This window comes from Streptomyces sp. NPDC127084 (genome assembly GCF_042724175.1).
Classification (GTDB): Bacteria; Actinomycetota; Actinomycetes; order Streptomycetales; family Streptomycetaceae; genus Streptomyces.
Genome location: NZ_JBHXFA010000082.1, coordinates 21,444 through 33,790 on the forward strand (window position 1 = coordinate 21,444; position 12,347 = coordinate 33,790).

General features: G+C 70.7%; 9 protein-coding genes. 2 read left to right on the plus strand and 7 right to left on the minus strand.

The window, feature by feature from the left end; genetic code table 11:
• Positions 1 to 110: 110 nt before the first annotated feature.
• From ACFWI9_RS19880 to ACFWI9_RS19900, 5 genes are all read right to left on the minus strand, one after another.
• Complete coding sequence (locus ACFWI9_RS19880; protein ID WP_387163720.1) at positions 111 to 500, minus strand: WYL domain-containing protein; 390 nt, start codon at positions 498 to 500, stop codon at positions 111 to 113.
• A 1,023-nt stretch (positions 501 to 1,523) separates the two neighbouring features.
• Positions 1,524 to 1,934 carry a hypothetical protein gene (locus ACFWI9_RS19885; protein WP_387163721.1) on the minus strand — a complete coding sequence of 137 codons (411 nt, stop codon included), beginning with the start codon at positions 1,932 to 1,934 and terminating at the stop codon, positions 1,524 to 1,526.
• Between the two features lie 244 nt (positions 1,935 to 2,178).
• Complete coding sequence (locus ACFWI9_RS19890) at positions 2,179 to 5,694, minus strand: DEAD/DEAH box helicase (protein ID WP_387163722.1); 3,516 nt, start codon at positions 5,692 to 5,694, stop codon at positions 2,179 to 2,181.
• On the minus strand, positions 5,679 to 6,449 hold the full coding sequence (locus ACFWI9_RS19895) for a hypothetical protein (RefSeq protein ID WP_387163723.1): 771 nt from the start codon (positions 6,447 to 6,449) through the stop codon (positions 5,679 to 5,681). The genes ACFWI9_RS19890 and ACFWI9_RS19895 overlap by 16 nt, the downstream gene beginning before the upstream one ends.
• Positions 6,450 to 6,819: 370 nt before the next feature.
• Positions 6,820 to 7,305 carry a hypothetical protein gene (locus ACFWI9_RS19900; RefSeq protein ID WP_387163724.1) on the minus strand — a complete coding sequence of 162 codons (486 nt, stop codon included), beginning with the start codon at positions 7,303 to 7,305 and terminating at the stop codon, positions 6,820 to 6,822.
• Positions 7,306 to 7,474: 169 nt separating this feature from the next.
• On the opposite strand from ACFWI9_RS19900, the gene ACFWI9_RS19905 reads away from it, so the two are divergent.
• On the plus strand, positions 7,475 to 8,494 hold the full coding sequence (locus ACFWI9_RS19905; protein ID WP_387163726.1) for a hypothetical protein: 1,020 nt from the start codon (positions 7,475 to 7,477) through the stop codon (positions 8,492 to 8,494).
• Positions 8,495 to 8,508: 14 nt separating this feature from the next.
• Here ACFWI9_RS19905 and ACFWI9_RS19910 read toward each other — a convergent pair whose 3' ends face one another.
• On the minus strand, positions 8,509 to 9,555 hold the full coding sequence (locus tag ACFWI9_RS19910; protein WP_387163728.1) for a DUF6292 family protein: 1,047 nt from the start codon (positions 9,553 to 9,555) through the stop codon (positions 8,509 to 8,511).
• Positions 9,556 to 9,621: 66 nt separating this feature from the next.
• Positions 9,622 to 10,077, minus strand: coding sequence for a hypothetical protein (locus ACFWI9_RS19915; RefSeq protein ID WP_387163730.1), 456 nt, complete (start codon positions 10,075 to 10,077; stop codon positions 9,622 to 9,624).
• A gap of 433 nt (positions 10,078 to 10,510) precedes the next feature.
• On the opposite strand from ACFWI9_RS19915, the gene ACFWI9_RS19920 reads away from it, so the two are divergent.
• Complete coding sequence (locus tag ACFWI9_RS19920; protein WP_387163732.1) at positions 10,511 to 12,343, plus strand: zeta toxin family protein; 1,833 nt, start codon at positions 10,511 to 10,513, stop codon at positions 12,341 to 12,343.
• Positions 12,344 to 12,347 lie beyond the last annotated feature (4 nt).

Sequence of the window (12,347 nt, forward strand, 5' to 3'; positions counted from 1 at the left end):
CGATACGCGGCGCGGAGCGGTCGCGGGCGGGGCGGGGCCGGCCGCGCCGGGGGTCGAGCGGCCGGCGGGGGCCGGGGGGCCCCCCCCGGGGGGGGGCGGGCCCGGGTGGCCTATGCGGCCAGCACCAGCGGCTTCAGGTCGGGGTAGTCGCGGTCCATCTCCAGGGAGATCAGCTCAGCCTCTGTCTCCGCTGCGTGGGTGAAGGGGGCCTCGTCCACGGGGGCGTCGAGGACGAAGCGCAGGCGGTGGATCGTGTAGGAGACGGTCTGCTCCGGGTGGAAGGTGCGCATCTCGCCGCGCATCCGGCACATGGCCCGGACGATGATGCGGCCCTTGCTGGTGGTGCGGATGTCGTGGACCTCGATGGTGCGCACCGACTCTTCGCCGTCGCTGTCGAGGTAGGTGATGGTCACGGCCCGCTTGCCATCCATCGCGCGGATCAGATCGGCCAGGGTGCGGGTGGAGGTCTGACGGGCGGTGCGCTTCATCGTGTTGAACATCGGGATCTCCCAGCGACGTGGTGTGTCTTCGGTGTTGGCCGACTGCCACCGCCGACAACAAGACAACTATATCCATCACACATCACACAGGGAAGCGAACACGCCGTTCGATCTCAACATTTCCCAGAAGCCCCACCAGCCCCGGCGGCCACCCCTCAGGCCACCCTCCCTCGCCGCAATATCGGCGAGCCCGCCCTGTTGACCTCGTGATGCGTAGTGGATATAGTTGACTTAATCGCCAGGCAGTGGCAGCCGGGCGGCGACCGACAGCGGACAGGAGCCCTCGAGATGGCCCGTACTTTCCACGACCGCCCCGCGCACCTCCAGTACGAGGAGCGGCCCTGGCTGACCCCCTTCTTGAAGGACGGCAGCCGGACGTGGCTTTAGCGGGCGGCGCACAAGCGGGACCGTGCGGCGCTCAAGCGGGCGCTGCACACTGGCAGCGAGCCGCCCCACCCCCAGCGCCGCCGCATCGACTGGGACGCACACTGAGTCGGCCCGACGAAACGGGCCCCCCCCCCCGCGGGGCCGTTTAGCCGTACCCCCCCCGCGCGGGTTTAGAGGCGGCCAGGTAAGCACAAACCCCCCCCGCGGGGGAGGCGGCGGGGCGTACTCAGTGTGACAGGAGAGCACTACGAGCATGCCCGTTTTGCCGCTTGGCTCGCCGCGCGTTGGCGAGCCTGACATGGCGGACGAGCGGAGCCGGGGCAGGAAGGCGGGGCAAGCGGACGAGGCGCCGCCGTGATGCGGGAGCCGAGGAGGGACGACAGAGCGAGCAGGCCGCGTCGGGCCGTCAGAACAGAAAGCCTCTTCCTCCGACTATCGCGGAGAAAGAGGTGTCGGCGTAGGAAATGGGCTTGCCCAAGGGGTCTGACCAGGCAATACGCCCAAGATCACGAAAGGGGGGTTCACACCTTCGGTAGTACCTCCGGCGCAACTTTGGGTCCGCCTGTGCAGACAACTGTGCAGACAACTGTGGGTGCAACCCTCTTCCGGCGGCGCGCCGGCAGGCTTGCCCAGACCTCACAGACCGCCCGAGCCGCCGAACTGGCGCAGGAAGTCGGCCAGCTGCCGGCGCTGGCGCTGCTCTTCGGCGAGCTGCCGGGCGAGCTGGGAGCGGTCGATATGGGACTCCACTGCTTCGAGGACCAGGCGCTGGAGCTCGGCCGGGTCGAGGGCTTCGACCTCCCACTGGACGGGCCGGTCGACGTCGAAGCCGTACCGTCGCGCGAAGGCCGGCCAGCGGGGGTCGTCCCGTTTGCCCGCGGCCGCGGGAAGTTCGTAGGCATGCGTCTGTTCGTAGGTGAGGACGATGCGCTCGACCTTCGACCAGCAGCTGGTGCGGGCGACCCAGTCGCGTTCGATGTCGGCGCCGGAGCAGTCGAAGTCTCCGACGTTTCTCCGAGGCACCGCGAGCGTGCGGTTCGAGTCCACGCAGCTCAGGAGCCGTCGACGCGACCATAGCCGGTGCAACACCTGTGGTGCACGGTGTCGCTGAGCGATTCACTCACCTGTATGCCACGGCCCCGGCCATGGCTACAACATACGCCCACCTCGCCGAGGACGGCATCCTCCAGCGCCGGGACACCGATCGAGCTGTCTACCGCCCTGCTGACGACCCGGAACAGTAGGTCACCGGGAGGCCAAACCCGCCCGGCGCCGGCCAACCCTGGGCGCCCTACAGGCTGGCCATGGCCAAGGTGGTGACCAGTTGCCCGGCCTCAAGGTGGTGGGTGAGGTCGAGGCCGCTGTCGATCAGGGTGAGGACGGCGTGGTGCCGGGCGGCGGGGATGACGGCAATCTGGTTGCCGTCGCGGTTGACGCTGATGGTCGTCGGCTTCTTGCCTGGGTGGGTCAGGGTGACCGGCCCATCTCCGGTGCCCGGGCCCACCCGTGCAACAGGGCTCGTCACGGGACGGCCTCGCAGCAGTTCGTTGAGCGGGTTGGCTGGTTTGCTCACATAGTCGAGGAGGTCCTCGATCTCGTACGTGTTGGCCTTGTACGCGGTGACCCAGCCGTCGATCTGCTGATCGGCGACCCAGCCGCGGAGCTCACCGGAGCCGATGCCCGCCTCCGCCGCGGCACGGCCGATCTGGTGGGCCAGGCGGCGGGAGGTGATGCCGGAGGTCAGCAGCGTGATGGCCTGCTCGGTGTCGACACCGTGCCGGATGTGCCAGGCCGTCTGTGCGAACAGGCGGGGCGTGGTGGGTGTCAGCAGGGGGTGGGTGTTGATGAGGTTGATCAGGGCTCCGGCTGTCCAGCTGATCGCGTGCTCGAAGGCCTGCTTGATGCTCTGGACGGTCAGCTCCAGCATCTGGGGGTGGGACGGCATGCTTTCGGGCGTCCAGGTGCGGGCCAGTTCCGGGATGGCGGTGCCGGAGATCCAGTCCCGGACCGCGTCGCCAATCGGCACGTCGCCGTCGAAACTTGGGGTCTGCTGGGTGGTGAGCTTCCAGCTCCCAAAGGTCTCGGGCGTGTATAGAAGGTCCCTGAAGGCGCCCTGCTCGGCGAGGAAGTCCAAGGTCTGCTCCAGCGGCCATTCCGGCGGCCCGAAGAAGACGCTGATTTCGTCCGGGGTGTCCTCGGGGACCGCGTAAGCGACGAGTTGCTCCGCGAGGCGTTGGGCGACCTGGTCGAGGTAGCGGGCGGATCCGATGCTGGTTCCGGTGCTGGCCCAGCGACGGGTCGAGACGGGGTCGGTGGCGTCGTAGACCGCGGTGACCTTCTCCGCGAGCGCCATCCAGCGGGCCGGGACCGAAAGGTCGTCGGCCTGTTCCATCCCGAGCAGCGACCGCACCGGGTCCAGTCGGTCGCCGGGCGCGTGGAGGGTCTCGGCGTGGGTCTGCAGGACGAGCCACACGAACGCGGTGAAGTCGGCCGCGACGGTTCCCATCACGCCGAACAGGCCGTCGAGCGAGTTCTGCAGCCGCAGCTCGGCATGGGCCAGTGACCGCAGGGCGTCGTCGCTGAGCAGTTCGGAGGTGACGGTGAGCCGCTCGCTGTCGGGGGTGAGCGTCTCGAACTCTGCGGCCTGGGGCGGGTAGGGGCGGGTGAGGATGACCCACCCCTCGCTCTCGCGCCCGGCCCTGCCGGCCCGGCCGATGGCGTTGAGCAGTTTCGCGGGACTGAGGCCTTGCTGGTTCCCGCGTGTGGGATCACCCTCGACGGTGTGATTGATGATGACGGTGCGCACCGGGAGGTTGACGCCGTCGGTGAGGGTGGTGGTGCTGGCGATGGCCAGCAGGTCTCCGTCACGAAGGCCTTGTTCGACGGCGTGGAGGACGTCGTCGGGCAGGTCGGCGTGGTGGAAGGCGACGCCGTGGCGGGTGCAGTCGACCAGGGGGTGGTGCTCGCCGAGGGTCTCGGCCAGGAACTCGGTCAGCGCCGCAGCCTGGAGGCGGACGTCCAGGTGCTCGGCCATCGCGCGCGCGGCGTTCCTGGCGATGACTTTGCTGGCGACGACCATCAGAACGCTGCCGGCTCGGGTCAGGGCTGCGGCGCCAGCGGCGAACACCTCGTAGTCGGCGATGCCGCCGGCGAGCTTGGTGACAGCCTTCCACTGCCAGGAGTCGGGAGAGGCGTACGCTCTGGTGCCGACACGGGGGAAGGTCAGGCCGAAGATGCCACCGGCGGCGGTCGGCCGGACGTCGAGCCGGGGGGCCACCGGCACAGTGGACCGGGTAGTGGACGGTTGCTTCTTACTCGGCTTGCGCGGGGTGCGCTCGGCCTCTCCCTTGAGCAGCTGCGGGTACATAAGGCCGTGCAGCCGACGAGGACCGCGCCAGTCGTCGGTGAAGTACACCTCCTCCGCCGGCCGCTCCGGGTCCAGCCACGACGCCAGGGCACCCCGGTTGCCGACAGCGGCGGACAGCAGCACCAGCCTGATGTCGGAGCGGGTCCGCAGAAGGGCGAGCAGGCTCTCCAACACGAACCCGCGCCGGCCCTGCGCTAGGTGGTGGGCCTCATCGACGACGATGAGGCTGACCCCGTCCAGCGCTGCACCTGGGTCGTTACGGATCATGTGCATGAGCCGCTCCGGGGTCACGATGTCCACGTCCCCAACGAGAGAGCCGCTGCCGTCGGCGAGCGGGAAGTCCGGCTGCTCGGCGACCAGCTTGCGCTCCAGCAGCCGCAGCCGACCCCGCAGCGCAGCCCGCATCTCCCGGCCCAGGCTGCGCATCGGCGACACATAGACCACGCGGCCGGGCTTCTGCGCCAAGTGGGAGCAGATCACCAGCTGGGCCATCAGCGTCTTGCCCGCGCTGGTGGGCACGCTGATCAGGCTCCGGCCGGTAGCGGGATCGACCGGGTTGCCCCGCTCCAGGTTCAGCAACTGGCGCTGCGGGCGCCACAGGGTCATCACCGGCGGATCGGACATCGCGAAGGTCCGGGCAACCGCATCCGGAGTTCCCGCCGGGAGCAGCGTGTACAAGCTGCTGGCGGCCATCTCGCCGCTCAGGCCGAGGAGGTGGGCCGCGACCCACCGGGCGGACGGGTCACTGCGGCCGGCCCGGCCATCGAGCACGCTGCCCAGCAGATCCTGTGCGTCCTGCAGGCAGTCCGGATCGCCGAACGAGAGGAACAGGCGCAAGAGGTGGACCGCTTCGACGACAGCTTCGGCAGGTCCGTACATCGTGCCCGCGAGCGGATCGCCGTCCATCAGCTCACGGAGCTCCGCAAACTGCCGACGCCACGCGGACAGGACCCGGTTCAGATCGGGCCGGTCGAATGCCAGGAACACGACACCGGCCTCCAGAGCCAAAGTGTCGATGTGCGCCGGGAGCGAGGAAGTGAAGTTCACCAGGTTCTTGACCTGGCGGTAGACGGCGGTGGCGTTGGGCTCTTGCTCGCACCTGCGGTACCCGGCCTGGGCGGCGAAGGCGATCCTCAGCCGCTCGGTGGGGGAGTGTCGATCGTCGGCCAGGGCCAGGTCCATCACGTGGGCGCTGACCGCGAGGGCCTGCCGGGTCCGCATCGGGTCGAACCCGGGTGTCTCGGGTTCGACCGCGGCCAGTCCGTGCAGGAGCCATGCCGTCGCCAGCACGTCGTCCGGAATCTCCTGGTTCCTACCGAAGGCGGCGGTCTCCAGGTGGGTGATGGCCGCCAGCAGTTCCTGCGCCGAGGGCAGGACCCCGCCGGGGCGGTGTTCGCCGAGGGCGGTCGCGAGTACAGCCGGATCTAGAGTGCGGTCCACACGTACTTCCTCACCTCATGGGCGAAGCCCTCGAGATCGTCGATCGCCACCATCAAGCCCTGCAGCGCGCCGGGGTGTTTGTGGGTGGTGAAGTGCTCGTGCGCGAGGTGGAAGGCCTTGGTCGGGATCGCCGTGGTGTTCAGCGCGACGCTGACGCCGCCGCCGGCCGACTCCTCCTCATCGACCCATTGGTCGGCCAGACTGCCCACGAACTCCCGGGTGTCGTCAGCGAGCAGTTTGTCGCCCCAGGAGAGCATTCCCAGGTAGGTCGCTCCCTTGGTGCTGAGCTGCGTCCAGCCCTTGCGGATCGCCCCATCCGGCTGGTTCGCCTCCCCGGTGTACTTCTTCATCTCCCACAGACGGAAGGAGAAGCCCCGGGCCATTCCGCCTTCCCGGTAGACGACGAGTCCGTCGCCTCCTCCATCGTTGACGGCGGCCTTCGGCGGTCCGAGGATCTCCACGGCGCGCGCTGGATCCTCGGGAAGGTCGCGGGTCAGGAGGTACCAGAGCCACTCGCCCACGTACCCGGCCAGCCCGTGGTTGCCCGTCTTCATCGCGGCTGCCGCTTCGAAGACGGGCTCCGCGAAGGCCTTCACCAGGACGTGATCCTTCCCGGTCAGCTTCGTCCCGTTCAAGGTGGCCTCTAGCCACTTTCCGTAGGTCCGTGGGCGCCCGCCGGTGCGTTCCCGCATGATCTCGTCGGCGATGATCCACCCGGCTGCCGCCCGGTCCTCGGGGCTACTGCTGAGGGTCACGACGAGCTCCCAGGGGCACGTCTGATCGTCTCCTCGAGGCTCCCGTCGTACCAGGTCGGCCACCCGCCCACCGACGGCCGTCGCTCGGGCCAGCGCCTGCGCGGGTGAAACGTCCGCCACCCGAACCCCCTGCTCGTCCCGGACCACCCCGCCCCGTGCCGGTTGAGCCCAGGGGGCCGAGGCTGCCCTCGGCAAGGTCACCCTATCGAGCGGTCCGCGCGGTCCTGGAGGACGGTCGGCAGACCGTAGGTGATGATCTGCACGGGGTGACCGCGACCGCTCAAAGGTCAACTCGCCGCCGGAAGCCTCGGCGTAAGCGATCACGTCCTCGGCGAGCGAGCTAAACGGATGCTCACCGCTCGGGTCGTAGTCACCCGACGTAGAGCAGGACGGCGGGGCGCGGATCGCGGGCGGTACGGGCCCGCGCGACGTCCACGTACGACTGCGAGCCGAAGCCGCGTACGACCAGGACGGGGATGCCGAGGTCGGCGAGCCAGTCGGTGAACATGCGGCGCAGCGTGTCCTTCTCGGCTGCGACGTACAGAGCGGTTCTCTGGCCGGCGGTGCGGTCCAGGGCGAACCATCCAGGGACGTCGGCGAGGAACGCGGGGGCGTCGGCCCAGGCCGCAGGGACGTGGACTTCGCGCAGGGTGTCGATCAGCTCGGGAAAGTGGCCGTCGCGACGGGCCTGGGCGAGTTGGGAGGACAGGCGCCGGTAGGTGGGTGGTGTGTTGGGGATGAGTCCTTCGGCGACGAGGCGGTAGTGAAAGTGGCGCAGCGTGCAGCCCAGTTCCCCGTAGGCGGTCACGATTGCCCGGGCGCGGTCGACGATGGCGGGCCAGTGGAGGCGTCCCATACCGGTACATGTACCCGATGGCGTTGCTGCTGGTCAGGGTGCTGGGCAAGCCTCTCGGGCGTGGCGCTGGGCAAGCCACGGATGTAGGTGGGCAAGCCCGGGTGGGGCGTCCCCGGGACGATGCGTGTTCGATTTTTGTTCGAGTACGGTGAGGGTGGGAGGTGTCGCCATGGACGAGCAGCACGGCCAGGCCGTGGGGGCCGGTTCGCCGATCCTGCATCTGCGCTGCCCGCGGGATGTCGATCCCGAGCTGTACCGCTTGCTGCTCGGCCTGGTGGCAGGCGTGACGCCGGTGGTGCAGGCCTTGCCGCCGTCCGCTGCGGTGGCGGACGTCTCCGGCAGCGTGCGGTTCTTTGACCGCGATCCGGCAGAGCTGGCGATGATGATCCGAGCGCGGGCGCTGGCGCTGTACGGCTTGCCCGTGACGATCGGGGTGGGGCCGAACTGGACGGTTGCGGCGATGGCGTCCCGGGAGCCTGGGCGGGGCGGCGTGCGTGCGGTCGGCTCCAGTGCGGAGGCGGTGGCGGCGTTCCTGCACCCGCGGCCGGTGGGTGAGCTTCATGGCATCGGCAGCGCTCAGGAGCGGGCGCTGACGACGTACGGGGTGCACACGATCGGGCGGCTGGCGAGCTTGCCGGAGGCGACGGTGCAGCGTGTTCTGGGCGGGAAGGCGGGGCGGCTGCTGCGCGAGCGGGCCCGCGGAGTTGACCGGCGCAGGGTGGTGCCGGCCGATCTGCCGCACAGTGCAGCCGCGCAGCGCCGCTTCCCGACCGACGCTCTGGCCCCGGAGCTGGTGCGGTCCGCGCTGCTGTCGCTGGCGGTCGAGCTCGGGGAGCGGCTGCGTACGCGTCGGCAGGCGGCGAAGGCCGTGACCATGACGGTGACCTTCGCCGACCGCACCCAGCTCCACCGCAGCCGCCAGCTGCCCGGCGGGCCGTCCGGGCACACTGACGATCTGCGTGACGTGGCGCACGACATGTACCGGGCCCTGGGGCTGCAGCGGGCCCGGGTGCGGGCGGTCTCCCTGCGCTGCGAACAGCTCGTGGACGCGGACGCAGTCGCCGAGCAGCTCTCCTTCGACGCCGCCCGGGAGCACCGCCTGCGCGCCGAGCAGGCCATCGACGCGCTCAACGCCCGCTTCGGCTCCGGCACCGTGGGCCCCGCGGCGAGCTACCTGCAGGCCGGCTGAACCTGTCAGCAGGGTCAAACCTTGGGGCGCTTGGAGCCCTTGCGGTTGTCGGCGAGCTGCTCGAGCAGCTCGGTCGGCCGCGGCCGGATGCTGCTGCCGAGGTAGCGGATGCCCTCGCCTTCCGGCGCGGTGCCGACGTCCTTGCCGATCGGGTGGCGGCGGCTGGTCGCGGTGCGCCATCCGTACCGCTCGTCCCACACCAGCGCCGGCGAACTCTGGCCGGCGGCGAGCGGGACGGCGGCCGCCAGGTGCTCGCCTTGGAGTTGGCGCACCTCCACCTGGACCGGCTCGGCGACGCCGGCCTCGGCGAGTGCGTCGGCGACCTGCTGCAGGTACGGGCGGGCGCGGCGGATGCGCAGTTCGGCCTCGGCGATCGTCACGGCGCCGCGGTGGGTGACGGTGGGATAGCCGAGGCCCTCGGCGGCCTCGAGCGGGGTGAGCTCGGGGGTGGCTTCGACCAGGTCGGCGATGCGTCGGCCGCGGAGCTGCGCGAGGCCGGCCTGGGCGGTGGGGAACTTCGCGACGCCCAGGGTGTCGGCGACCTCGGTGAGCGTGATGGCCGGGTTGGCGTCGAGGAGTTCGGCGATCCTGGGCAGGATTTCGTCGCGCGGGATCATGTCGCCGCTGCCGGTGCGACGGCCGCCGCCGGCGCCGCGGCCGGGCCGGTCGGCCTTGTACTCGCGCACCACGCGGCGCGGCCAGTGCTCGGTGCCGCCGTCGCCGGCGGGGACCATGACGACGCGATCGGTCAGCTTGGGGTCGCTCTTGTACTTGTTCCAGCTGGCTGGCGAGACGCCGAGCTCGGCGGCGGCCTCGTGCCGGTCCAGCAGGTCCTCGTCATCGTCGACCTTCGGCAGGGCCGGGACGGGCTGGCCTGCGTGGAAGGCCTTCGTCTGCTCGCTGTCCCACAGCAGAGCCCTTGAGGTGGGCGAGCTGATCGGGGCGGGGTGCCCTTCCTGGGTGTGGGGCTTCTTGTTGCGGAAGGTGCCCAGCGGCATGCTCAGTTGGGCGGCCAGGTCGGCCATGGTCTGTGCGTACTTCAGGCGTCCGGCGCGGATCATTCTTCTTCGTTTCTCCATTACGGTGCGGGAGGGGCGCCGGCGAGGGCGCCCCTCCCGGGGCGGGTGTCAGGTGGTCGAGGGGTCCGGCAGGCAGTTCGGCAGGCACGGCTCGCCGGGCTCCGCATCGCATCCGTCGCACCTGCGGGCAGTGGCGTCGATGAGCGGCCGCAGGTAGGTGAGGGCGCCGGCGGCGTGGGTGAGCGGGACGAGGTCGGTGGCGGTGATGACGTAGAGGGCGTGCGGGGCGCGGCGCGTGGTGGTCACGCGGATGCCGGCGGTGTCGCCCGGGCCCGAGGCGAGGTCCGGCAGGACGAGGCGGTCGGGGTGCCACTGGACGGTGACGCCGGAGTCGGCCAGGTCGCGGGCGAGCTCGGCAAGTTCGGCGGTCGCGGCCGCGGCGGTGGCCGGCCACGCAAGGCGTGCGCTGTCAGCGGCGGCGTGGCCTGCGGCGTCGCTGACCGCGGCGGCCTCGACTTCCTGGACTTGATCGTCCGTATCGCGCCGGGTGAGGTAGATGGGCATGGGCTGCTCCTGGTGTGAGGTGTGTTCGGTGCCGGCGCGCTGCCACGACACGCCAGTGAGACAACATTACCCCCTTCGCGTCACCGTCGGCAAGGATGCGCGTACCCCATGTGGCGCCGGGCGGATACACTCGCTCGCGAGACCGCCTCTCGGGTTCTCCCGCGGAGTGTGTGTTTTCGGTTGGCCGGCGCCCTTGCCACCCGCTTCGGCGGATTGGGCGCCGGCCTTTTGCGTGCCCGCACATCGCCCGGCCACCCCGCCACGCATCAGTCAGATGGCACGGCAGACCCCATCCGGCATGCCCCATTCCGCCGTCGTGATACTTGCATGATATAGTTGTCTCAACGTCTGGCGGCTGGCCAGCACGCGAAGACACGTACGAAGAGCACGACTTGCAGATCAGCAAGACGCTCGTGGCTGTCCAGGAGAACCGGTGAGAGATAGGGACGTCGTATCGGTCATGCTGTCCGACGACGAAAGCCGCGACGTTCTGAGCCGAGTGATCCTTCCGGCGTGGACGAAGGGCGCTGCTCGCCAGGACCGGCCGGTTGTCGTGATCGTCGGCGGCCAGCCGGGCGCGGGGAAGACCCGAGTCGCTGACCTCGTCCAGGCGGTGCTGGGCCGTCGCGGCGGCGCGGTGCGGATCGGCAGTGATCTGTACAAGGCCGCGCACCGGCGCTACACCGAGCTCCTGGCCGTCGATGTCCGCACGGCCGGCGTCAAGGTCCGGCCGGACACGCGCCGCTGGCAGGCGGCCGTCGAGGAGTACGTCCGCATTCACGGATTCGACGCCGTGGTGGAGTCGGCTCTGGCCGATTCCTCCGAGTTCCGTACGTCCGCTGCCGCGTACCGGCAGGCCGGCTCCCGCGTGGAGGTGGTGGCGGTGGCGACAGCGGAAGCGTGGAGCCAGCTCGGGATCCTGGACCGTTTCCTGTGCGAGGCGATCGACGGCGGCGGCCGGTATGTGTCGTGGGAGAACCACGATGCGTGCGCGAAGCAGATGCTTGCGACGCTCGCGGTCATCGAGGCCGAGCATTTGGCGGACCGGATCACCGTTGTACGCCGCGACGGCACGGTGCTGTACGACAACGAGCTCATGGACGGAGCCTGGCGGCGTCGGCCGGCGGCCGAGAAGGCGGTGGCGTACGAGCGGTCGCGGCCGTGGTCCGCGCGGGAGACGGCCGTCTTCCGCGGGGAGCTGGCCCGGACCGACCAGCGTCTGCACCGCGAGTTGGCCTGTGCGGACCGGCGCCTGGCGGTTCAGCGGGATGCCGAGCGCGCTGCTTCCCTGGCCGAGCCGGTCCGCCGGATAGCGCAGCCCCGCAGCCAGGCGCCGGGGGTGGACTATCACCGGCTGTCGGCCGGCGAACACCGCTGGGTCTTCGACGAGCTGATCGCCCCGTCCTATCTGAACGGCATCATCAGCCGGGACGAGCCGCGGGCCGTGTACGTACTGGGCCAGCCGGGAGCGGGGAAGCTGCTGGCGGCCAGGATGGTCAGGCGGGCCATGCGGCCGGGGACGACTCACTTGGTCGGCGACGACTTCAAGGCGTCGCACCCGGACTACCTGCGGCTGCTGGCGGAGGATCCCCGCAACGCCGGTGCCGCGATCCGGGCCGACTACCGTGCCTGGTTCGCCGAGGCTGAGGCCTACGTGCGTCTGCGGCACGGCGATGCGCTCATCGAGGGCGCGCCGGGCAGCACGGAGGAGTTCCTGGCCAGCGCGCTTCCGTTCGCGACCGACCGCTACGGCATCGAGCTGGTGGTCCTGGCCGTCCGGGAGGCGGACAGCCTGCTGTCGACGGCGCTGCGCTACGCCCGTTCCCTGCAGATCGGCGGCTATGCCCGCTTCACCTCCCGGGCCGGGCACGACCAGTGCTTCCGCGCGCTGGCCGATGTCGTCGAGCTCGCCGAGCGGCATCCGGCGATTGCGGCCGTGACGGTGATCCGGCGGGACGGGCAGGCGCTGCTGCGCCACGAGTCCGGCGGAGCTGGGCGAGCGTCGTGGGCGCTGGCCGCGGAACGACTGCGGCCGTACACCGAGCAGGAGGCCGCGGCGTTCCTCCGACTGCACCAGGCGCTGCGCCGTGCCTTGCCGCGGCACCGTGCGGAGCTGGACGACATCGCTGCGCTCGCCCGCCCGCTGATGCCTGTGCGGGGGGGGGGGGGGGGGGGGGCCCCGCCGCGCCCCCCCCCCCCCCGCCCCCCCCCCCCGCCCCCGGGGGGGGGGGCCCCCCGCCGGGGGGCCGAGAACGGGGGGCGGTGAAAAA